This window comes from Neopusillimonas aromaticivorans, from assembly GCF_030344915.1.
In the GTDB taxonomy this organism is placed as follows: Bacteria; Pseudomonadota; Gammaproteobacteria; order Burkholderiales; family Burkholderiaceae_B; genus Neopusillimonas; species Neopusillimonas aromaticivorans.
Genome location: NZ_CP128233.1, coordinates 3,112,751 through 3,133,963, shown reverse-complemented (window position 1 = coordinate 3,133,963; position 21,213 = coordinate 3,112,751). Strand labels below are relative to the sequence as shown.

At 57.8% G+C, this 21,213-nt stretch carries 17 protein-coding genes and 7 pseudogenes; 9 read left to right on the top strand and 15 right to left on the bottom strand.

Annotated elements, in window-relative coordinates; translation table 11 throughout:
• Nucleotides 1–67 precede the first annotated feature (67 nt).
• The 7 genes and pseudogenes from N7E01_RS17430 to N7E01_RS17400 all read left to right on the top strand — a co-directional run bounded on the left by N7E01_RS17430 (nucleotide 68) and on the right by N7E01_RS17400 (nucleotide 5,964).
• Nucleotides 68–2,460 (top strand): annotated as a pseudogene (locus N7E01_RS17430) (phosphoketolase family protein).
• The gene (locus N7E01_RS17425) at nucleotides 2,457–2,669 is read left to right on the top strand and encodes a hypothetical protein (RefSeq protein WP_289173791.1); all 213 of its coding nucleotides are present in this window, start codon (nucleotides 2,457–2,459) and stop codon (nucleotides 2,667–2,669) included. Before N7E01_RS17430 ends, N7E01_RS17425 begins: the two are co-directional and overlap by 4 nt.
• 8 nt (nucleotides 2,670–2,677) lie before the next feature.
• Nucleotides 2,678–3,619 (top strand): MFS transporter, encoded by a 942-nt coding sequence (locus N7E01_RS17420; protein ID WP_289173790.1) that lies wholly within the window; start codon nucleotides 2,678–2,680, stop codon nucleotides 3,617–3,619.
• A 140-nt stretch (nucleotides 3,620–3,759) separates the two neighbouring features.
• Nucleotides 3,760–3,960, top strand: a complete 201-nt coding sequence (locus tag N7E01_RS17415) for a heavy-metal-associated domain-containing protein (RefSeq protein WP_289173789.1) — start codon at nucleotides 3,760–3,762, stop codon at nucleotides 3,958–3,960.
• Between the two features lie 5 nt (nucleotides 3,961–3,965).
• Nucleotides 3,966–4,451 carry a glutathione peroxidase gene (locus tag N7E01_RS17410; RefSeq protein WP_289173788.1) on the top strand — a complete coding sequence of 162 codons (486 nt, stop codon included), beginning with the start codon at nucleotides 3,966–3,968 and terminating at the stop codon, nucleotides 4,449–4,451.
• A 2-nt stretch (nucleotides 4,452–4,453) separates the two neighbouring features.
• Nucleotides 4,454–5,155, top strand: coding sequence for a glutathione binding-like protein (locus N7E01_RS17405; protein WP_289173787.1), 702 nt, complete (start codon nucleotides 4,454–4,456; stop codon nucleotides 5,153–5,155).
• 2 nt (nucleotides 5,156–5,157) lie between these two features.
• Entirely contained in the window at nucleotides 5,158–5,964 is an 807-nt protein-coding gene (locus N7E01_RS17400) for an RsiV family protein (protein WP_289173786.1), read from the top strand.
• A 3-nt stretch (nucleotides 5,965–5,967) separates the two neighbouring features.
• On the opposite strand, the gene N7E01_RS17395 is transcribed toward N7E01_RS17400, so the two are convergent.
• The 6 genes and pseudogenes from N7E01_RS17395 to mltG form a co-directional block, all read right to left on the bottom strand.
• A complete protein-coding gene (locus N7E01_RS17395; protein WP_289173785.1) occupies nucleotides 5,968–6,711 on the bottom strand; it encodes an ankyrin repeat domain-containing protein in 744 nt (247 codons plus the stop codon).
• Nucleotides 6,690–6,956 carry a hypothetical protein gene (locus N7E01_RS17390; protein WP_289173784.1) on the bottom strand — a complete coding sequence of 89 codons (267 nt, stop codon included), beginning with the start codon at nucleotides 6,954–6,956 and terminating at the stop codon, nucleotides 6,690–6,692. Before N7E01_RS17390 ends, N7E01_RS17395 begins: the two co-directional genes overlap by 22 nt.
• Nucleotides 6,949–7,737 (bottom strand): TatD family hydrolase, encoded by a 789-nt coding sequence (locus N7E01_RS17385; protein WP_289173783.1) that lies wholly within the window; start codon nucleotides 7,735–7,737, stop codon nucleotides 6,949–6,951. Before N7E01_RS17385 ends, N7E01_RS17390 begins: the two co-directional genes overlap by 8 nt.
• A 66-nt stretch (nucleotides 7,738–7,803) precedes the next feature.
• A pseudogene (gene holB, locus N7E01_RS17380) lies at nucleotides 7,804–8,844 on the bottom strand (DNA polymerase III subunit delta').
• 18 nt (nucleotides 8,845–8,862) lie between these two features.
• A pseudogene (gene tmk / locus N7E01_RS17375) lies at nucleotides 8,863–9,552 on the bottom strand (dTMP kinase).
• 3 nt (nucleotides 9,553–9,555) lie between these two features.
• A pseudogene (gene mltG, locus N7E01_RS17370) lies at nucleotides 9,556–10,541 on the bottom strand (endolytic transglycosylase MltG).
• Between the two features lie 145 nt (nucleotides 10,542–10,686).
• Between mltG and ygfZ the strand changes: the two are divergent.
• Nucleotides 10,687–11,658 carry a CAF17-like 4Fe-4S cluster assembly/insertion protein YgfZ gene (gene ygfZ / locus N7E01_RS17365; RefSeq protein ID WP_289173782.1) on the top strand — a complete coding sequence of 324 codons (972 nt, stop codon included), beginning with the start codon at nucleotides 10,687–10,689 and terminating at the stop codon, nucleotides 11,656–11,658.
• Here ygfZ and N7E01_RS17360 read toward each other — a convergent pair.
• The 3 genes and pseudogenes from N7E01_RS17360 to N7E01_RS17350 all read right to left on the bottom strand — a co-directional run bounded on the left by N7E01_RS17360 (nucleotide 11,634) and on the right by N7E01_RS17350 (nucleotide 13,702).
• Nucleotides 11,634–12,685 (bottom strand): annotated as a pseudogene (locus N7E01_RS17360) (enoyl-CoA hydratase/isomerase family protein). The gene ygfZ and the pseudogene N7E01_RS17360 overlap by 25 nt on opposite strands.
• A gap of 179 nt (nucleotides 12,686–12,864) precedes the next feature.
• Entirely contained in the window at nucleotides 12,865–13,278 is a 414-nt protein-coding gene (locus N7E01_RS17355; protein ID WP_289173781.1) for an RnfH family protein, read from the bottom strand.
• The gene (locus tag N7E01_RS17350) at nucleotides 13,271–13,702 is read right to left on the bottom strand and encodes a type II toxin-antitoxin system RatA family toxin (protein ID WP_289173780.1); all 432 of its coding nucleotides are present in this window, start codon (nucleotides 13,700–13,702) and stop codon (nucleotides 13,271–13,273) included. Before N7E01_RS17350 ends, N7E01_RS17355 begins: the two co-directional genes overlap by 8 nt.
• Nucleotides 13,703–13,762: 60 nt before the next feature.
• Between N7E01_RS17350 and smpB the strand changes: the two genes are divergently transcribed.
• Nucleotides 13,763–14,221, top strand: a complete 459-nt coding sequence (smpB, locus tag N7E01_RS17345; protein ID WP_289173779.1) for an SsrA-binding protein SmpB — start codon at nucleotides 13,763–13,765, stop codon at nucleotides 14,219–14,221.
• Between the two features lie 74 nt (nucleotides 14,222–14,295).
• Here smpB and ntrC read toward each other — a convergent pair.
• The 6 genes and pseudogenes from ntrC to rph all read right to left on the bottom strand — a co-directional run bounded on the left by ntrC (nucleotide 14,296) and on the right by rph (nucleotide 21,209).
• Nucleotides 14,296–15,830, bottom strand: a pseudogene (ntrC, locus tag N7E01_RS17340) (nitrogen regulation protein NR(I)).
• Nucleotides 15,831–15,833: 3 nt separating this feature from the next.
• Nucleotides 15,834–16,885, bottom strand: a pseudogene (gene glnL, locus N7E01_RS17335) (nitrogen regulation protein NR(II)).
• Nucleotides 16,886–16,907: 22 nt separating this feature from the next.
• Nucleotides 16,908–18,320 carry a type I glutamate--ammonia ligase gene (glnA, locus tag N7E01_RS17330; RefSeq protein WP_289173778.1) on the bottom strand — a complete coding sequence of 471 codons (1,413 nt, stop codon included), beginning with the start codon at nucleotides 18,318–18,320 and terminating at the stop codon, nucleotides 16,908–16,910.
• Between the two features lie 210 nt (nucleotides 18,321–18,530).
• Nucleotides 18,531–19,724 carry a radical SAM family heme chaperone HemW gene (hemW, locus tag N7E01_RS17325; protein ID WP_289175853.1) on the bottom strand — a complete coding sequence of 398 codons (1,194 nt, stop codon included), beginning with the start codon at nucleotides 19,722–19,724 and terminating at the stop codon, nucleotides 18,531–18,533.
• A gap of 126 nt (nucleotides 19,725–19,850) precedes the next feature.
• Nucleotides 19,851–20,456 carry an RdgB/HAM1 family non-canonical purine NTP pyrophosphatase gene (gene rdgB / locus N7E01_RS17320; protein WP_289173777.1) on the bottom strand — a complete coding sequence of 202 codons (606 nt, stop codon included), beginning with the start codon at nucleotides 20,454–20,456 and terminating at the stop codon, nucleotides 19,851–19,853.
• Nucleotides 20,457–20,459: 3 nt separating this feature from the next.
• The gene (gene rph / locus N7E01_RS17315) at nucleotides 20,460–21,209 is read right to left on the bottom strand and encodes a ribonuclease PH (protein ID WP_289173776.1); all 750 of its coding nucleotides are present in this window, start codon (nucleotides 21,207–21,209) and stop codon (nucleotides 20,460–20,462) included.
• Between the last annotated feature and the right edge of the window lie 4 nt (nucleotides 21,210–21,213).

Sequence of the window (21,213 nt, the reverse complement as noted above, 5' to 3'; positions counted from 1 at the left end):
GCTTTAGCGCCAGCCAGCTTGAACATGTTTCATCGCCAGCCACCGCCTTTAGTCAGGAGCCATCCCGATGTCTGTAAAAAATAAAACATTAAACAATTTGTCACAACAAGAGATTGGCCAGCTGGATGCCTGGTGGCGAGCCAGCAACTATCTTGGCGCAGGCATGATCTATTTGCGTGACAACGTGCTGCTTGAACAGCCGCTTGAACCGGGTCACATCAAACAGCGCCTGCTGGGGCATTGGGGTTCAAGCCCTGGTCAGACATTTGTTTATACGCACCTGAACCGGGTCATTCGTAACCATGACCTGAACATGATTTACCTGTCTGGCCCAGGGCATGGGGCACCGGCCGTCCTGGCTCAAACCTGGCTGGAGGGCAGTTATTCCGACGTATTCCCCGAGAAAAGTCGCGACAAGGCGGGCATGACGGCCCTGTTCCGCGCGTTCTCATTCCCGGGGCAATTGGGTAGCCATTGCACCCCTGAAGTGCCCGGTTCAATTCACGAAGGCGGCGAGCTGGGCTATTGCCTGTCGCATGCGTTTGGCGCGGCCTATGACAACCCCGATCTGATTGTGGCCGCCGTGGTAGGCGATGGCGAGGCCGAAACCGGCCCGCTGGCCACGGCGTGGCACAGCAACAAGTTCCTGAACCCCATACACGACGGGGCGGTGTTGCCCATTCTGCACCTGAACGGCTACAAAATTGCCAACCCCACCGTGCTATCGCGCATCTCGCATGACGAGCTGGAAGACTTGTTCAAAGGCTACGGCTGGACACCTTATTTTGTAGAAGGCGAAGAACCGCAAGCCATGCATCAGGCCATGGCAGCGACACTGGATACCTGCATTGAAGATATTCGCCGCGCCCAGTCTGAAGCACGCCGGTCGGGCGTGGCCAGCCGCCCGCGCTGGCCCATGATCGTTCTGCGCACACCCAAAGGCTGGACCGGCCCCAAAGAATGGAAAGGTCATGCCATTGAAGGCTCCTGGCGGTCGCATCAGGTGCCGCTGGCCGACGTGCATACCGACCCGGAACAGCTGAAGCTGCTTGAAGCATGGCTTCGCAGCTACCAGCCTGACACGCTGTTCGACGCCGATGGGCGACCCCGCCCTGAAGTACTAACCCTGTCACCTGTGGGTGAACGTCGCATGGGGGCCAACCCGCATGCCAACGGGGGCCGGCTGCGCCAGCCGTTGAAGCTGCCTGATTTTCGTCATTACGCGGTGTCTGTTGAAACCCCAGGGCAGAACCGGGTGTCCCCACCGGTACGGCGGGGGTTTTCATTCGCGACATCATCAAGAGCAACCCGAACAATTTCCGCCTGTTCAGCCCCGATGAAAACGCCTCGAACCGTTTTCAGGCGGCTTACGAAGTAACCGGCAAAACCTGGCTGGCCGACCATATTGAACAGGATGCCGATGGCGGCTTCCTTGCCACCGACGGGCGTGTCATGGAAATGCTAAGCGAGCACACCCTTGAGGGCTGGCTTGAAGGGTATCTGCTGACCGGGCGCCACGGGCTGTTCAACACCTATGAGTCCTTCGTGCATATTGTTGACTCAATGGTGAACCAGCATGCCAAATGGCTGGATAAATGTCGCCTTGAAGCTCACTGGCGCGCGCCGGTGGCCTCGCTGAATATCGTGGTGTCATCGCTGGTGTGGCGTCAAGACCATAATGGGTTCACGCATCAAGACCCTGGCTTTCTTGATGTGGTTTGCAATAAAAGCGCTGAAGTGGCGCGTATCTATTTGCCACCCGATGCCAACTGCATGCTCAGCGTCACCAATCATTGTTTGCGCAGCACAAATTATGTCAACGTTATTGTCTCTGACAAGCAGCCACATTTGGCCTGGCTCAACATGGATCAGGCTGTCGAACACTGCACCAAAGGCGTGGGTATCTGGCCTTGGGCCAGCACCGATGCGGGTGTCGAGCCTGATGTCGTCATCGCCAGTGCGGGCGACATCATTACCCAGGAAGCCTTGGCGGCTGCGGCCCTTCTGCGCGGGCATGCCCCCGACCTCAAAGTCCGCTTTGTGAACGTGGTTGACCTGTTCCGCCTGCAATCGGATTCGGCCCACCCGCATGGCCTTTCCGATGCCGACTTCGATGCGCTGTTTACCCGTGACAAACCCGTTATTTTTGCATTCCACGGCTACCCCTGGCTGATTCACCGACTGGTGTATCGACGCGCCAATCATACGAATTTTCATGTACGCGGCTATCGCGAAAAAGGCAACATCAACACCCCGCTCGAACTGGCCATTCTCAATGGTGTCGACCGTTACAGTCTGGCTATCGATGTACTGGATCATGTGCCCCGCGTGCGTGACGCCAGTGCACATTTCAAGGAATGGCTCAAGGCACGGCGCATCGACAGTGTCAGCCATGCTCACGAACACGGGGTGGATCGCGCTGAAATCACTGGCTGGGCCTGGCCGGAGCACACGTTGTGAACCTGTTTCAGCTTTGGCTGATGACCATCGCCGCCGGTGCGGCGGTGGCCAGCAATTACTACCCGCAGCCTTTGCTTGACACCATTGCCAACGAATTCGGCGTGTCGTACGCCGCCGTTGGCGTCATTGTCACGGCATCGCAGATCGGCTATGGCATTGGCTTGCTGTTACTGGTACCCTGGGCGATAAATTTGAAAAGAAAGGCCTGATCACCGGGATGATGGTGCTGACGGCACTGGGGTTGTTGACCAGTGCCCTGTCGTCAAACCTTAACCTGTTGCTTCTGGGCACCGTCATCACCGGGCTGTTTTCTGCCGTCACCCAGATGCTGGTACCATTTGCGGCCCTGCTGGCCCCGGCCGAATCCAAAGGGCGTGCCGTCGGCATGGTCATGAGCGGCCTGTTGATCGGCATTTTACTGGGTCGTACCATTTCCGGAGCCCTGGCCAGCCTGGGCAACTGGCGTACCGTCTATTTCGTGGCGTCGTTCGTGATGCTCCTACTGGCCGGGTTGATCTGGCGCTCGTTGCCCAACCACCGCCAACAGACGTCAATCGTCTATACACAGCTGATTTCGTCTGTCATTTGGTTGGTCATCCAACATCCCGTATTACGTACTCGCGCCCTGCTGGGTTTTCTGTCGTTCGTGCTGTTCGCCCTGTTCTGGACGCCTCTGGCCTTCCTGCTCAGCCAGCCGCCCTACCAGTATTCCGAAGCCATTATTGGCTTGTTCGGTCTGGCAGGTGTTGCCGGGGCGCTGGCCGCCAACTGGGCAGGCAAAGCCAGCGACCGGGGGCACAACCGCGAGGCCAGCCTGATCGCGCTGGTGGTCCTGCTGCTGTCATGGATTCCCCTGTGGTTTGCGACGTCATCATTGTGGGCCCTGATACTGGGGGTCATCGTGCTGGATCTGGCTGCCCAGCTGCTGCATGTCAGCAACATGAGCGCCGTCATGCGCATCAACCCCGACATGCGCAACCGGCTGAATTCCGGTTACATGACCGTTTATTTCATGGGCGGGGCACTGGGGTCGTTAACGGCGGCAGCGGTATACCAGTATGCGGGCTGGCATGGCATTACCCTTACCGGGGCGCTGGTGGCCCTGGTGGGTCTGGTGTTGGGCGGGTACGCGCTCTACCGGCCGGGGTCGCCTCATTGACCAGGCCCGTATTCGTTAACGGCGACCCACGTTGATGCAGGTGCTTGTCAATCGGCATCGGGCATGACGCCGGCAACCGCTATCGGGTATCCTTCGGTTATTGTCAACGCGTCCCTACCTGACTTGAAAAGGAGCACACCATGATCCAGTTTACGGTTAATGACATGAGCTGCAACCACTGTATTGGCGCCATTACCAAAGCCGTGCATGACGCATTTCCGCATGCTCACCTTGAGTTTGACCTTGAGCACCACAAGGTGCGTGTGGAAGATGTTCCCGGAGCCGCCGAGGTTCACGCGGTGATTCAGGCTGCCGGTTATACGCCCGAACTGGATGACTGAGCCCCATGACGACGCTCGACACGTTCAGCGCCACCTTGCTTGATGGCACCTTGCAGCCCCTGGATCACTACCAGGGTCAGGTGGTGCTTGTTGTCAATGTGGCCTCCAATTGCGGTTTTACGTCGCAATACCAAGGCTTGCAAGCCTTGTACGAAAAATTTCAGGCGCGCGGGTTTACCGTGCTGGGTTTTCCGTGCAACCAGTTTGGCGGGCAAGAGCCTGGCGACGCCAATGACATTCGCCAGTTCTGCGATACGCGTTATCGCATCACGTTCCCGATGTTTGACAAGATCGATGTCAATGGCGTCAATGCCCACCCCTTGTTTCAGTGGCTGAAGTCGTCCCGGCCAGGTGTGCTGGGGTCCGAAGCCATCAAATGGAATTTCACCAAGTTTCTGGTTGGCCGCGATGGCCGTGTTGTTGCGCGTTATGCGCCTACCACGGCCCCGTCCGACCTTGAAAAAGATATCAACGCTGCACTCGAAGGATAACCATGATTGATCTGTATTACTGGACCACGCCCAACGGCCATAAAGTGACGCTGTTTCTTGAGGAAACCGGCCTTGATTACACGATCATTCCCATCAACATCGGCAAGGGCGAGCAATTCCAGCCTGATTTCCTGAAAATTGCACCCAATAACCGCATCCCGGCCATGGTCGATCATGCTCCAGCCGACGGCGGTGAGCCCATTTCAATTTTTGAGTCGGGGGCCATGCTTCAGTATCTGGCTGAAAAAACAGGGCAATTCCTGCCCACCGATCTGCGCCAGCGTACCGAAGTCATGCAGTGGCTGTTCTGGCAAATGGGTGGTCTTGGCCCCATGGCTGGCCAGAACCACCATTTCACCCAGTATGCCCCTGAACGCATTCCTTATGCGATTGATCGCTACGTGCGTGAAACCGCGCGTCTGTATGGCGTTCTGAACAAGCGACTGGCCGACCGCGAATTTGTGGCCGGTGATTTTTACTCGATTGCCGACATGGCCAGTTACCCCTGGATTGTGTCTCACCCCAAGCAAGGCCAGAACCTTGACGACTTCCCCAACCTGAAGCGCTGGTTTGAAACCATTCAGGCCCGTCCGGCGACACAACGCGCCTACGCCAGGGCTGCCGAAGTCAATCCACAACCCACTGTACAGACCGACGAGGCCAAGAAGGTCCTGTTCGGTCAGGGTGCCCACACGGTCAAGTAAGCATGACTACGGTGTTTCATACATGGCAACGGGTCAGCACTATTGCGGCCCTGCTGGTACTGGCTGGTTGTGCCAGTTCGCCCAGCCCGAACATCACGCTCGTACCGGCCAACCAGGTCGTTTCCGAGACCGAAAAAGATGGTTTGTTCACACAGCCCGTCAAACTCAAGCGTACCAAGCCGGGTTGCCGGGGTGAATGTCCAAAACTCACGGTAGATTCTCTGGTGCTTCCCGGGCACGCGAAGCTGACGGAACTGATTGATCACGCGTTAGCCATCATGACAGGGCTTAACCCCGATCAGCCTCCGCCTTACGACACTATTGCCGGCTTTGAACATTACTTTTGGGAAACGGCTGCACCACGTGATGAGGTCGTTCTGGCGGCCAAAACGCGCTACTGCAGCCAGGGTCTTACCGTTATCGAGCTGGATTCCTGGCAATACTTTACTGGCGCTGCCCACGGTGTTTCAGCAACCCAGTTCCTGAACTGGGACAACACCCGTCAGATTGTGCTGGGGCTGGCGCAAATCCTGGAACCTGGCAAAACAGGCGCCTGGGTTGAGGCCCTGAAGGCCGCTCATGGCCGGTGGCTCGAAACCCAAGACCCTTACCAGAGCGACCCCGAAGGTTATCTGCGTTTATGGCCCTTCCAGCCCAGTGACAATTTTGCGCTGACAGACATGGGGGTGGTCGTGAAGTACGGGTCTTACGAGCTGGCTCCATATTCGTCAGGTCAGCCTGAACTGCTGATACCCTACGACGCCTTGCGGGGCGTTTTGCGCCCCGAGTTCTTGCCACGCGGGGCTTGAACGTTATTTGAAACGGTCAAGGTCAAAATAACGTGATGTGCCCTCGGTGTCACCGGATTGGGCCGGGTCCGGTGCCAACCGGGGTGGTGTTCCTGCCGGCATGACCGATGGCGGGCTTTGCAACCCGGGCGGCACTGACATGGGCCCATCAAGACGATTCGTCCCGGACGTTGTCGGGCCGCTGCCGGAACCGCTACCTGTCGATGCACCATTGCCACCGATCGACACCGCATCGGAACCCATTGGTGTAACCGCGCTTCCCGTTAGGTCAACCGCGGCAGGTACGGCAGCCTGCGCAGCATTACGGGCTCGGGCGGTATTACGTTGTGCCACGGTATCTTTGATCAGTTTCTGCAACCGGTCAGCCAGCGAGTTGAAGTTTTTGTTGCGCGCCCAGTCGGCGGCATCAAGCTTTGACAGATTCCGGGTAGTGACCTCGGCACCGGCATCGAGCAAGGCACGCACGGTATCATCACTGCCAGAGAACGCCGCCATCATCAGTGGCGTCGTTCCATCGGGTGCGGGGGCATCAACCAGCGCCTTGTTGGCCAGCAGATAGCGCACCATATCGACCTGCCCTTTCGATGCCGCATAATGCAGTGGGGTCCAGCCCAGCCGATTGATTTCGGCCCCGCGCGCAACCAGTGCCTTGGCACGCACCAGATCACCTACGATCGCCAGATACATCAGCGGGGTCTCGTTATTCTGGTTTGCGATGTTGACGTTCAGCGCTCGGTGGCTGGCCAAAAGGTCGTACACCCCCAGGCCTGATCCTGAATGGCCTGCATGATGGCCGGCTGCCCTGCGGCCGTCTTGACATTGGGGTCTTCGCCCAACGCCAGCTCGGTCTTTACTTTTTCAACACGGTCGTTGGCAACATCAACCCACCAGTTGGGCGATACTGCGGCCACCGAGGTGGTAAACGCCAGCGCTACAGCAGCAACGCCGGCGCGTAATAACGGCCAGCCTGCAGGCATTCCTGAATCAGCCATAATGTGCTCCGTGAGGGACTTTGTTGAACAACCGGAAGAAATTTTCAGTGGTCTGTCGAGCCACTTCGGCCACAGTGATACCGCGCAGTTCCGCGATTTTCTCGGCGACATGAATGACCTTGGAAGGGTCATTGGTCTTGCCTCGGTGAGGCACCGGTGCAAGGTAGGGTGAGTCGGTTTCAATCAACAGACGGTCGAGCGGGACCTGGGCTGCAACCGCTTGAAGGTCAACCGCTTTTTTGAACGTGACAATGCCTGACAGTGAAATATAAAAATTCATGTCGATCGCCGCCTGGGCCATTTCCCATGACTCGGTGAAGCAGTGCAACACGCCTCTGCACTGATCAGCGCCCTCTTCACGCATGATGCGCAAGGTGTCTTCACGCGCATTGCGGGTATGCACAATCAGCGGTAAATCAACCTGACGGGCTGCCCTGATATGGGTACGAAAACGCTCGCGCTGCCAGTCCAGGGGCTCGGAAAGCCTGAAGTAATCAAGCCCGGTTTCCCCGATGGCCACGACCTTTTCTGACGATCGGGCGCGCTCGACCAACCCGTCAACCGTCGGTTCTTCCGCATCTTCATAATCGGGGTGTACGCCCACGGAGGCATACAGACAATCGTGCGGCTTGACCAGTTCAAGCAACCGGGGCCAATTTGGCATGTTGACGCTGACGACGAGCGCATGACTGACCTGATTTTGCTGCATGCGCGCCAAAATAGCGTCAAGGTCCTGGGCAAGCTCGGGGAAATCCAGATGACAGTGGGAATCGATGTACATAAACAATGAACGATGGAAAAGCGTTGGGCTTATAAGGCATTATTGAGCTTGTAAAGCAGTGTCTGGCTATTGTACTGGCCCACGTGCCAGCGCCAGCAAGACACGTTGTGCGGTGGTGTGGGCAAGCAATTTGGCATTCAGGGGTGATCCGCCAGCGCGCGCTGCTGCGTCAGCCAGCGTGCGGTGTCGGCCAGGGCCTGGGCGGAAGCCGACCGGGCCAGTTTCCCGGTTCGTTCGGCCAGATCAGGGTAATACCGGGCTGGTGCTGAATGCAGGGCCAGCATCAGATCGACAAACCAGCGCTGCAATACATCGACCCACTCTGCCACCGGTATCTTCTCGAGGGCGTCAGCAATGGGCCCCACATCGGGCGTTGCCGGGGCAAGCGCCTCTTGTGCCAACCGCATCAGCCAGGGCGGACAGGCCGACTCATTGCCTTGTGCGGCCTTCAGCGCCTTCAAGGGCGCGCCTCCGGCGGCATCGAGCCAGGTTTGCGGATCGTTGACCCCTTGTGCCCGCATCCAGTCAATGCGCCAGGCCTGGTCGGGAACGGCCAGGGGCAGACGACGACAGCGTGACACCAGTGTCGGCAACAGGCGGTCAGGTGCATCGGCAACCAGCAAAAACACCGTATTGGCCGGGGCTCTTCAAGCACCTTGAGCAAGGCATTTGCCGAAATCGCATTCATCGACTCGGCTGGGTAAATAACCGCAACACGATAACCCCCGCGATGCGTAGCCGTGTTGAACCAGGTGTGCAACTGCCGCAGCTGGTCTATACGGATTTCTTTGGACAAGGTTTTTTTGAAGTCGCTGTGGACTCATCGCCACCGGCATCTGCAGGCTCGGTATCATCGCCTTCAAGCGCGGCCACGGCATCCGGACGAATGCGTCGCAAATCAGGGTGATTGCCCAAGGCCACCCATTGGCAGGCAGAACAACGCCCGCACGCCATACCCGACTGCGGATTCTCGCACAGCAAGGCCGTGGCGGCCGCCAGCGCGAATTGCGTCTTGCCGATACCGGCCAACCCGTGAATCAGCCAGGCGTGAGCGAATCGTTCACGATCGGCCAGCCAGCGTTGTGCCGTTTCGTGTTGCCAGGGCAAAAAACAGGAATGGCGGCGTCAGTCATAAGCCTGCGTCGCCTTGACTTCGGGTTTGCTCATAAGCCCGCTGGCCGGTTTCTTCGTTTGCCAGTCAGTGACCAGCGTTTCGATCTCGAGATATAAACATTCACGAATCGCTTCGATGGAACGTGTTGCATCAACGACAGTGAAACGGCCGGGATCAGCACCGACACGCTGGTGATACGCCTGGCGCGTCCGCAAAAGAAAGCTTCGTCTTCTTTCTCAAAACGATCGAGCGTGCGGCTGGCCGATAAGCGGGTGCGGGCGACGTCAAGCGGCACATCAAACAGCCAGGTACGGTCAGGCTGCAGGTCAGGATGCACCCAGCCCTCGAGTGCTTCAATGGCGGGGCCGCCCAACTGACGACCTCCCCTGGTAGGCAAAGGTGGCATCGGTAAACCGGTCGCAGACCACCCAGGCGCCTCGGGCCAGGGCTGGGCGAATCACCGCTTCGAGATGCTCGCATCGTGCCGCAAACATCAGGAGTGTCTCGGTTTTCAGGTGCATGGGTTCGGCAAGCAACAGGCTGCGCAGGGTCTCGCCCAGCGCAGTGCCGCCCGGTTCACGGGTACACACGACATCAAGCCCATGCGACTGTAAGCGGCTGACCAGCCAATCGACATGGGTGCTTTTGCCGGCCCCATCGAGCCCTTCGAGCGTCAGAAACAAACCTTTTTTGATTGCCATGAGTCAACGCCCAAGAATGTATTTGGCGACGGCATTGTTGTGCTGGCGCAGATTTTCAGAAAATTCACTGGTGCCATCACCGCGTGCCACAAAATAAAGGTACTTGTGCTGCTCCGGGTTCAGGGCAGCCTCAAGGGCTGCGCGACCGCTATTAGCGATGGGTGTCGGCGGCAGGCCGCCACGGGTGTAGGTGTTCCAGGGGTGTCCGCTTGCAGATCAGCCTTGCGGATACGCCCCTGGTATTTATCGCCCATACCGTAAATGACTGTCGGGTCGGTTTGCAGCGGCATACCGATGCGCAGCCGATTGATGAACACCCCGCCGACCCGGCCCCGGTCTTCGGAATGACCGGTTTCCTTTTCAATGATCGACGCCAGCACCAGTGCTTCATAAGGTGATTTCAAAGGCAGTTCCGGCGCACGCTTTTCCCAAAGTTCGTCCAGTATGGCCTGTTGCGAGGCGTAGGCTCGGCGCAAGATGTCGATGTCAGGCGTGCCCGGTGCAAAGATGTAGGTATCGGGATAGAACCAGCCTTCGGGGCTGGAGCTGTCAATGCCCAGTTGCTCCATCAGCTCTTCATCAGAACTGTCGTCGAGGGTCTGACGTACGTCAGGATTTACGCGCAAGGCCTGGCGTATTTGCGCATACGTCCAGCCTTCGGGAAGGGTCAGGCGGCTTAGCAACATGTCGCCGCTGGCCATGCGTTCGAGCAATGCCAGCGGCGAGTCGCCGGGGCTGGCCTCGTAGGTGCCCGCTTTGATACGGGTATCAAATTCGAGCAGCCGTGCCAACCCCACGAACAGGTCTTCCTGAATACGGATGCCGTTGTCGTTCATGCTGCGGGCAATGGCACGCAGCCCGCTGCCGCTTTGTACGGGATAACGCGCCGTCTCACCCTGGAGGGTGACGGGAGCGTTAGCCCAATACCAGCCACCACCGACGATGACACCTAGACCCAGTACAACCAGTACCACCAACCCGATAACTATTTTTTCAGAAAACTTGCCATTCAGTTCCAGGAGCCCGAACCAGGACGCAAAGCCCTGTCGTCAGCCCGACTATACCTGCACCCATGCAGAAAGACCGCTATGATAAAGCGTTAACGACCAACGTTTTTAATCGCTTAGTTTACGTATGACAAACACCCCGTACACCACCGCCCTTTTGCCTGACCTGGCTGTTATTGAAGCCACTGGTGCAGACACCGCTGCTTTTTTGCAGGGGCAATTAAGCAACGACATCAATGGCCTGTCGAAAGACACGGCCTGTCTGGCGGCCTATTGCACGCCTAAAGGTCGTATGCTGGCCAGCCTGGTTGTGTGGAAAGCGCATGATGCACCCGAACCGGTCTACAGAGCCTTGGTTAAACGCGATATCGCGCCTGCCATAGTAAAACGTTTGTCGATGTTTGTCCTGCGTGCCAAAGTCAAACTGGCCCTGTTGCCCGTAGTGGTTTACGGCGTCACGGCCGACAAGGGCAACAACGCCCTGCCCCCGAGCTGCCTTCTTGATGACTTGCCGGCATCGGCTCAGGCTTGGCAGGTCACAACCACCGCCCAGGGCATGTTTGTGGCGGCACCCTCTGCAACAGAGGCGCCGGCCCGCTGGTGGTTCGTTGCGTCACATCAACAAAATACGGATGAACCTCAAGGGCTCGCCGACGATGCCACCCGCCGGTGGGCGGCTGACGACATCGCCGCCGGTTTGCCCTGGGTTGAACTGGCCAACCAAGAGCTTTTCATTCCGCAAACCCTGAACTTCGACCTGATTGGCGGGGTCAGTTTCACAAAGGGTTGCTACCCAGGGCAAGAGGTGGTGGCACGCAGCCATTACCGCGGCACGGTCAAGCGGCGCATGGCTCGCGGGGTTGTTACCGACAACAGCCTGGACGCCACGACACTGGCCGGGCAAGACACGTTCAATGCCAATGCGCCTGATGGCCCTGTCGGGCGCATTGTGAATGCCGTCAATTCAGGTGGCACAACACATCTTCTGCTTGAAGTGCAACTGGCTGATATTGGTCAGGCTGATTTTCGTCTGGGCAACCCGCAGGGGCCAATGGTTACCTTGGCCGAATTGCCTTACCCGATTGACCCGCACGACTGAAGCTCAATACCCCAGTACGGCCAATGGATGGGGTTCGTCGTCGGGCCACGGCGGTACAAAAACGCGTCAATCAGGGTCGTGTTGACCAGATCTGCGCCAGCCGGTGACCACTTGGGGTTACCGGTTTTTTCAATGAGCAAGGCCCGGATCCCTTCGCGAAAATCGCCACGGGCGGTCGCATTCAGTGCGACGGTATACTCCATCTGGAATATCTGCGCCAACGATAAATATTGACCCCGTTTCAGCATTTCAAATGACAGGGCAACTGTCGCCGGGCAAGCTTTGTTCAGGCGTTGCGCTGCCTGCGAAAGCCAGACGTCATCAGATCCGTGTAAACCCGTTAGCGTCTGGTACACCTGATACCAGTCTGGTCCGGCGCACCAACGGGCCATTTCCGGGGTGTGGCGGATAACCGGACCCGGTTCGGGTGTGCCAAGACCAAGGGTTTCCAGACAGGCGTGCACGACCGCATCATTTTGCATACGGCTTTGACCCCACGAGACCGTACCCAGTGCATTTAAAAGCTCAGGCCACGCCGTATCGGGTAAAACATAGTTGATGACACCTAATGCGTGGGCATCGGCGACGCCGATGCTGGTGCCGGTCATGGCCAGAAACCGGCCAACGCCGGGCGGCATTCGGTTTAACAGCCAGGTCCCACCCACATCGGGAAACATGCCAATAGTGGTTTCCGGCATGGCGAACCGGGTTGACGGCGTGCCTATCCGGTGACTGGCCCCCATCATGAGGCCGGCACCACCCCCATGACGATACCGTTAGCCCAGCACACTACGGGCTTGCTGTAGCAGTGGATGTGATGATCCAGGGCGTATTCGACCCGAAAGAAGGTCTTCAGATAGTCATTGGCCCAGCCGTCATGCGTGGGGACCGCCGGAAGGCTCTTGTAAATGGTTTGCAAATCGCCACCCGCACAAAAGGCCTTTTCACCGCTACCCCGTAATACGACCACGGCGACTGCAGGGTCAGCCTCCCAGGCATTGAGCTGCGCCTGCAAGGCTTGGGCCATTTCCAGCGACAAACCGTTGAGGGCCTGCGGCTGGTTCAGCCAGGCCACACCGACGTGGTAACCACTTTGGGTTGGAAGTGTTTCGAATAAGACCGGCGCAACGCTGAAGGGTTGTGTCATGGGCGGCTGGCGTAAAGGGTAAGAAGAACGTTAGGGTCAGGGGCACAACAGGATGGCAACTACCGCGCGATAACGGTCTGGCTGACCCACATCAAGGTGGCGGTGCGGCCAGGCGCCGGGCCTTGCGCATACGCCCGGCGGCCAGCTTTCCGGCCCGCTTTTGCGCCAGTTTGTGGAGCGCGGCGGCGGCGCGATTCTTTGGGGTCAAACTGCAGTGGCCGATAAATCTCGATACGGTCAGCGGGCGAAACCGTGTGCGTCAACGGGCAAGCCACCCCGTAAATACCGACGGACAGAGCCTCGCTAAAAAGGTCGGGATACTCGGCAGCAACGCCGCTGGCTGCCAACGCATCGGCCACGGTGGCCCCTGCAGGGAGCACCAGAGCCTTGCGCCAGCAATGGTCTGGCCAGGCCAGCATGACTTCAACCTGGATACCCGTGGCTTCAATAGCCTGCAGCGAGACGTCAGCCATAGCAATCCTGGGCCCGCTGGGTGAACGAATCGATGAAACTGGAGGCAATACGGTTGAACACCGGACCTACCACCATTTCAAGGGCCCGATTGGAAAACGCGTATTCCATGGTGTAAATCACCTTGCAGGCATCTGGTGCCAGTTCTTTGAATTCCCACTTGCCCGACAGGCGTGAGAACGGGCCATCGACCAGTTCGAAGTCAATCTGGCGCGGATAGTCGTGATGGTTTCTGGTCGTAAACGATTGTTTGATACCGGCAAAGCTGATGGTAATTGAGGCTTGCATGCCGTGATCGTCGCGCGACTGCACCACCGAACCACCGCACCAGGGCATGAATTCGGGGTATTTCTCAACGTCGGCAACCAGATCGAACATTTGGGCACAGGTATGGGGGACGAGGACAGATCGTTGAACAGTATGCATTGAATGAAGTAAGTCGCTAGAATGTCAGATTCATTTTACCGTTTATAGCTTTACCCATACATGAGCATCGTCGAAAACCGCAAAGCCACCCACGACTACTTCATCGAAGAGCGCTTCGAGGCCGGTCTCGTCCTGGAGGGCTGGGAAGTCAAGGCCATCAGGGCTGGCCATGTTCAGATCAAGGAAAGCTACGTTATTGTGCGCGATGGCGAATTGTTCATCATCGGCATGCACATCAGCCCGCTGGCCACGGCGTCCACCCATGTTCACCCGAATAACACCCGAACCCGCAAATTGCTGTTGCGGGCCGAGGAAATCAGCAAGCTGATCGGCAAGGTCGAGCAACGTGGCTACACGCTGGTACCGCTGAACCTGCATTACAAAAATGGCCGTATCAAGCTGGATTTCGGGCTGGGGCGTGGCAAAAAATTGCATGACAAGCGCGATACGGCACGAGATAAAGACTGGGCGCGCGAAAAAGAACGCTTGCTAAAGCACGACACACGCAAGAAAGATTAAGCAGCTCATTTCATCTGCCGTCTTATTGACTCGGGCCAGCGCAGGCAGGCTCATGGCCTGCTTCGGCCCGGCCCTCAGTCACCGGCCCGGATACCCAGTTCCTGGCACTTCCGGGTCAGCGTATTGCGACCAATTCCCAATCGTTGGGCGGCTTCGGCTTTACGATCCCGACTGTGGCGCAACGCAGTGGTAATCAGGCAACTTTCAAACTCACGCGTCAGGGTGGCCATGATAGCGGGCTCATTGCGGTCAAGTTTTTCTTGCGCCGTGCGTGCCAGCAGATCTTTCCACTGCGCCAGCAACGGCTGGCCGGCCCCCGCTGGCATCGCCGTTGCCGATGTCCCTGCCCCTGAAACGGATGGCGGCACGGTCTGTGCACTGCCCGTCATGGCCTCAAGACGACGTGCGTTGGCCGCCGAAATCTCGGGAGGCAAATCCTTGACGTCAACCAGTTGCCCTGACGACATGACGGTGAGCCAATGGCAGAAGTTCTCAAGCTGGCGGATATTGCCCGGATAATCAAAGGCTTTCAAGGCCTCAAGCGCAGCCAGCGTCAGACGACGTCGGGCAACGCCCAAAGAGCGCGCACTGTTTTGCAGGAAAAGTTCGGCCAATGCCGGGATGTCTTCCTTGCGCTCACGCAGCGGCGGCAGCCGCAGGCGAATCACGTTCAAACGATGAAACAAGTCTTCGCGGAACTGCCCTTGGGCCACGCGCTGCTCAAGCGGTTGATGGGTTGCCGCCACAATTCGGACGTCGACGGAAATAGCCTGCGAACCGCCCACCCGGTAGAAACTGCCTTCAGCAAGGACCCGCAATAACCGGGTTTGCAGCTCGAAGGGCATGTCGCCGATTTCGTCCAGAAACAACGTGCCCCCGTGAGCCTCTTCGAACCGGCCCCTACGCTGTTGTGTGGCGCCGGTAAACGCCCCTTTTTCATGGCCAAACAGTTCGGCCTCAAGCAAGTCACGGGGAATCGCAGCGGCATTGAGCGCCACGAAAGGCCCTGAAGCGCGCGGACTGTGCTGATGCAATGCGCGTGCGATCAATTCTTTACCCGTACCCGACTCACCGGTGATCAGCACGGTGGCCGGTGATACCGCCAATCGGCCAATGGCACGAAACACTTCCTGCATGGCGACTGACGACGACTTCATCATGACCGGCGCCGGTGAGTCAGGTCCATCGCCAAGACGCGGCTTTAATGGTGCAATGGGGGCACCAGAGGCGCTGAGCTCTCGGGCTCGGGTTCCGCAGGAATCGCCCGTTGCACCAGCGAAACTGCGTCATTGATGTCAAACGGCTTGGGCAGATAGTCAAACGCCCCTTTCTTGAACGCCGCCACGGTGCTGTTCAGGTCGGTATACGCCGTCATGACGATCACCGGCATGTTCGGGTGCGCTGCTTTAATTTCTTGAAGCAACGTCAAGCCGTCTTTACCAGGCATACGCACATCGGTGACCAGAACCGCAGGCGTTTCGTGGCTCAGTGCCTCAAGCATGTCATCCGCGCACTCGAATGACTTGGTCGAGATCTGAACCCGGGACAGGGCTTTTTCGAGCACCCAACGGATGCTTTGATCATCATCGACTATCCAGACCGGTTTCATCATCTACTCCAACGGCAGCACCATACGAAATTCGGTATGACCTTTGCGTGAATCGAACTCGATCACACCGCCATGCTGCTGCACAAATTCCTGAGCCAGGCTCAAGCCAAGCCCACTGCCACTGGCACGACCGGTAACCAGTGGATGAAATATCTTTTCCTGCAAGTCGGCAGGCACGCCGGGGCCGTTATCAATCACCGAAACAATGACACCCATACGTACCGGCCGGGTCGCCAGGACCAGTTGGCGACCAATTCGTGTACGGAACACCAGCTTGGGCGGCTCATCACCCGGGTGTTCAGTCAGGGCCTGACACGCATTGCGGGCAATATTCAGCAAGGCCTGTACCAGCCTGGGCAAGTCCCCCACCAGATCAGGCACCGAAGCGTCGTAATCGCGCACAAAACGGATGCGTTGTGCAAACTCGGCGCTGACCAGCGTGTATACCCGCTCGCAGACTTCATGGATATTGAAACGCACCCGTGCCAGGGTATCGCCTTGCGGGGCGATCAATCGGTCGATCAGGCTGGTCAGACGATCGGCCTCGGCCACAATCACTCGGGTGTATTCACGTAGCGACGAGTCATCCAGCTCGACCTCAAGCAACTGGGCCGCACCTCGAATACCCCCAGCGGGTTCTTCACTTCATGGGCAAGATTGCGCAGCGACTCGCGCTGGACATCCAGCTCTTTACTGAGTTGCAAGGTTCGATCCAGCAAGTCATGCTGGTCAAGCCCGCGAATTTCAAGCAAGGCCGCCCAGGGCTGGTGTTCCAGCGGGACAACGGCCAGATTCACTGCAATTCCCAATCCACCCGACGCACGAATACTGGCGTCCTGTCGTAATATGCCAAATTTTCCGGTGATTGCGTCAGAAAAATGGATATCGAGGGTCGAGTCAGGCTGAAACAGCGCCAGAGCCGGAATACCCTGCATCTGGCGCCGCGACAAACCAAACAGCTCTTCAGCGCTGCTGTTGGCGAAAGCAACATCACCTTGCCTGTCAACCAGCAGTACGGCGGTAGCCAGCAGATCGTAACTTTCAGGATGTGTCATGTCACGATCTGCCATTTGCCGATCAGAGGCTGTAGTACATGTCGAACTCGACCGGGTGTGACGTCATGCGCAGACGTGTGACTTCGGCCATTTTCAGTTCGATGTACGCATCCAGCATGTCGTTGCTGAATACGCCACCACGGGTCAGGAACTCGCGGTCAGCGTCCAGCGCGGCCAGGGCCTCTTCCAGCGAAGCGCAAACGGTCGGGATCTTTGCGTCTTCTTCGGGCGGCAGGTCGTACAGATTCTTGTCTGCGGGATCGCCGGGGTGAATCTTGTTTTGCACCCCGTCAAGACCGGCCATCATCAAGGCCGAGAATGCCAGGTAAGGGTTGGCCAGAGAATCGGGGAAACGCGCTTCGACGCGGCGGGCTTTCGGGCTGCCGACATACGGAATACGGATCGATGCCGAGCGATTGCGTGCCGAGTAAGCCAGCTTGACCGGGGCTTCGTAATGCGGAACCAGACGTTTATACGAGTTGGTGCCCGGGTTGGTGATTGCATTCAAGGCTTTGGCATGCTTGATGATGCCGCCGATGTAATACAGGGCAAATTCCGACAGGCCCGCGTAACCGTTACCGGCAAACAGATTCTGGCCGTCTTTCCAGATGGACTGGTGAACGTGCATGCCGGAACCGTTGTCACCCACTATGGGCTTGGGCATGAATGTAGCCGTTTTGCCGTACACATGAGCCACGTTGTGGATGGTGTACTTCATGATCTGGTTCCAGTCGGCGCGTTCGACCAGAGTGCTGAACCTGGTGCCGATTTCAAGCTGGCCGGGGCCTGCCACTTCGTGGTGGTGCACTTCAACCGGAACACCCTGCTGCTCCAGCAGCAAACACATTTCGGAACGCATGTCGGCAAACGAATCAACCGGCGGAACGGGCACATAGCCGCCCTTGACGCTGGGACGATGGCCCAGGTTGCCGCCTTCAAGCTCAAGACCACGTGACCAGGAGCCTTCTTCGGATTTGATCTTCACGAAGCAGCCTGATGCATCGTCATTCCAGGTGATGCCGTCAAAAACGAAAAACTCGGGTTCAGGACCAAAATAGGCAGTATCGCCCAGGCCGCTGGATTTGAGGTAGGCTTCCGCACGCTTGGCGAGCGAACGCGGGTCACGGTCATACCCCTTCAGATCAGATGGCTCAACGACGTCGCAGGTCAGGATCAGCGTATTTTCCTCACGGAACGGATCCATGCGTGCGCTTTTGGAGTCCGGGATCAGCAGCATGTCAGAGGCCTCGATGCCCTTCCAGCCCGCAATCGACGAACCGTCAAACGCCTGGCCCGATTCGAGCTTTTCTTCGTCAACAGTGTGTGCCGGCACGGTCATGTGGTGCTCGCGGCCAAGCGTGTCGGTAAAACGGAAGTCCACAAAGGCGACTTCTTTGTCTGCAATCAACTTAACAACATCTTCTGGGGTGGACATAAGAACTCCTGAACATTTAGGGGTCAACAATTCGGAACTGCATACCGATACTCAAGCAATAAGCGTGCCAACTTTTCAGGTGCCTGATTCGGGACTTGATGCACCAAAAACTGGACAAACCCGGCATGGTTGGGGAAAGAAACCGGATTGATCTGGTGCGAATGCACTATTATGGTGCGTTTCATGGTGCGATTGCGCGATTTTCACACTTTAATCCAGAAATTCGGATTGCAAATCATTCAGAAAGCGCCAGCCCAGATCTGTTGCCTGAAAGCGTGTCGGATCATCGACCAACAAGCCCTTTCGCGTTGCCCGTGCCAACGCCGGGGTAATTTCGGCGATCGACAGGCCCGTACGCTCAACAAAGGTGGCCGCACTGACGCCATCATGCAACCGCAAGGCATTCAACATGAATTCAAACGGCAGATCTTCCGGCATGACCTGTTCCGACTGGGCCAGATGGGAATCATCACGCCGGTGAACCTGGGCCATCCAGCTGGCCGGATTTTTCAGCCGGGCCTGCCGCACGATACGGTCGTGAAACGACAATTTGCTGTGGGCCCCTGGACCAATGCCCAGATAGTCGCCAAATTCCCAGTAGTTCTGGTTATGCAGGCAACGTTGACCGACGCGTGCGTAGGCCGATACTTCGTAGCGCTCGAATCCGGCATCGGCCAGGGTGTGCGCTACCAGGTCTTGCAGAACTGCCGCCTCGTCATCGGACGGTACGTCTGGTGGGTACTTGGCAAATACCGTATTCGGTTCCAGTGTCAGGTTATACAGCGACAAGTGCCCGGTACCGAACGACAAAGCCCGGCGCAGATCGGCCTCGCACAAAGCCGCAGTCAGGCCCGGCAACGCAAACATGACATCCAGATTGACCCGATTGACGGCCGCCTGGGCCATCTCGATGGCCGCACAGGCCTGGGCGGCATCGTGAATGCGACCCAGGCTTTTCAGGGCTTGATCATTAAAGCTTTGTATCCCCAGCGACATGCGGTTGACGCCGCTGGCGGAATAGTCTTTGAAACGTGACGCTTCAGCCGCGCCCGGGTTGGCTTCCAGGGTGATTTCAGCATCTGGCAACAGGTTAAGGCAGGCCCGAAACATGGCCAGCATCGCGTCAAGCGTTGCCGCCGACAGCAGGCTGGGCGTCCCCCCGATAAAAATCGATACCACCGAACGACCCCAGATCAGAGGCAAGGCCTGCTCAAGGTCGGCCTGCAAGGCGGCCAGATAATCGGCTTCGGGCAATTCGCCCTTCAATTCATGGGAATTGAAGTCGCAATAAGGGCACTTGCGTACGCACCAAGGCACATGCACATACAGTGACAAGGGCGGCAAGCTTGACAGCGTGGTGCGGCCCGACGGTTGGTCCGGGATGGTGCCTGCGGGTAATGACATGCGGCCAGCCTGAGTCATGGAAACCGGGGCATGGCCAATCTCACTGACTGCAGTATTCGGCCTACCTGGACGTTCAGGCTTGATGGGGATGACAGGACGCATGATTTCAGGCGCAAAAACAGGCCGTCAAGCCTGGAGCTGGTTACGCAACTTGCCCAGCAACTGCTGCAAGGCCTGGCCACGATGGCTGATGGCATTTTTCTCGTCCGGCAACAGCTCGGCAGCCGTTTTGCCTAAGGCCGGAATGAAAAAATGCGGGTCGTAGCCAAACCCGTTGCCGCCACGCGGTTGATCAATGATTTCACCGTACCAAACCCCGTCGGCAATGACGGGGCGCGGGTCGTATGCAGAGCGCACATAGACCAGGACGGCCACGTAGCAGGCACGCCGGTTGGTTTCATCGGCCAATTGGCTGACCAGATAACGGTTGTTGGCCACATCAGACTTTTCAAAGCCATTCATGGCAGCAAAACGCGCCGAATAAACACCGGGCGCCCCGTCAAGCACGTCAACGCAGAGACCCGAATCATCGGCCAGCGCCGGCAAGCCGGTTTGCAGGCTGGCATGGCGGGCCTTGGCCAGCGCATTTTCTACAAAGGTCTGAAAAGGTTCTTCAGCTTCACCTACGCCCAGCGTGCCCTGCGCGACCATCTGGATACCGGCCGGGGCCAGTATCCGGGAAAATTCATCCAGTTTTCCGGCGTTGTTGGATGCCAATACGACAGTGCTCATGCCCTACCCTTTAGATTGGGCCAGGTCAACGGCCTGCTGCTGAAATTTCACCAGCTGACCAATGCCGCCAGCCGCTATGTCAAGCAGACCATCAAGGGTAATCCGATCGAACGTTTCACCTTCGGCCGTGCCTTGAACTTCGACAAAGTGGCCTTTCCCGGTCATGACGATATTCATGTCGGCATCGCAGGACGAGTCTTCGTCATAATCGAGGTCAAGCACAGCATGGCCCTTGAACAACCCGACCGAAACGGCGGCGACGTGATCCTTGATGGGGTTGCGTTGCAACAAACCCTGGTTTAACAGCCCGCGTACCGCCAGCGCAGCGGCCACCCAGGCCCCGGTAATACTTGCACAACGGGTGCCGCCATCGGCTTGTAATACATCGCAGTCAAGATGCAGAGTGCGTTCACCCAGGGCCTCAAGGTCGAATACCGCCCGCAGGCTGCGACCGATAAGGCGCTGAATTTCTTGTGTACGGCCACTTTGTTTGCCCCGGGCCGCTTCGCGGTCAGACCGGGTGTGCGTCGAGCGCGGTAACATACCGTATTCGGCCGTGACCCAGCCTTTGCCCTGCCCTTTCAAAAACGGCGGCACTTTTTCAAGTACGCTGGCATTGCACAGTACATGGGTGTCACCGGCCTTGATCAATACCGAGCCTTCCGCATGGCGCGTGAAACCGGTGATGATGGAGAGCGGGCGCAAGGCCTGGGCCTGACGGCCTGACGGACGAACAATATCAGTAGCAGACAAAAGT

Excerpts from the sequence above, each read along its gene's own strand:
- N7E01_RS17385 (WP_289173783.1), bottom strand. The coding sequence starts at position 7,737 with ATGTACATCGATTCCCACTGTCATCTGGATTTCCCCGAGCTTGCCCAG.
- smpB (WP_289173779.1), top strand. The coding sequence starts at position 13,763 with ATGAGCATCGTCGAAAACCGCAAAGCCACCCACGACTACTTCATCGAA.
- hemW (WP_289175853.1), bottom strand. The coding sequence starts at position 19,724 with ATGTCATTACCCGCAGGCACCATCCCGGACCAACCGTCGGGCCGCACC.
- N7E01_RS17390 (WP_289173784.1), bottom strand. The coding sequence starts at position 6,956 with ATGGCTGATTCAGGAATGCCTGCAGGCTGGCCGTTATTACGCGCCGGC.
- N7E01_RS17410 (WP_289173788.1), top strand. The coding sequence starts at position 3,966 with ATGACGACGCTCGACACGTTCAGCGCCACCTTGCTTGATGGCACCTTG.
- N7E01_RS17400 (WP_289173786.1), top strand. The coding sequence starts at position 5,158 with ATGACTACGGTGTTTCATACATGGCAACGGGTCAGCACTATTGCGGCC.
- N7E01_RS17415 (WP_289173789.1), top strand. The coding sequence starts at position 3,760 with ATGATCCAGTTTACGGTTAATGACATGAGCTGCAACCACTGTATTGGC.
- glnA (WP_289173778.1), bottom strand. The coding sequence starts at position 18,320 with ATGTCCACCCCAGAAGATGTTGTTAAGTTGATTGCAGACAAAGAAGTC.
- N7E01_RS17405 (WP_289173787.1), top strand. The coding sequence starts at position 4,454 with ATGATTGATCTGTATTACTGGACCACGCCCAACGGCCATAAAGTGACG.
- N7E01_RS17420 (WP_289173790.1), top strand. The coding sequence starts at position 2,678 with ATGATGGTGCTGACGGCACTGGGGTTGTTGACCAGTGCCCTGTCGTCA.
- N7E01_RS17355 (WP_289173781.1), bottom strand. The coding sequence starts at position 13,278 with ATGGCTGACGTCTCGCTGCAGGCTATTGAAGCCACGGGTATCCAGGTT.
- N7E01_RS17350 (WP_289173780.1), bottom strand. The coding sequence starts at position 13,702 with ATGCATACTGTTCAACGATCTGTCCTCGTCCCCCATACCTGTGCCCAA.
- ygfZ (WP_289173782.1), top strand. The coding sequence starts at position 10,687 with ATGACAAACACCCCGTACACCACCGCCCTTTTGCCTGACCTGGCTGTT.
- rdgB (WP_289173777.1), bottom strand. The coding sequence starts at position 20,456 with ATGAGCACTGTCGTATTGGCATCCAACAACGCCGGAAAACTGGATGAA.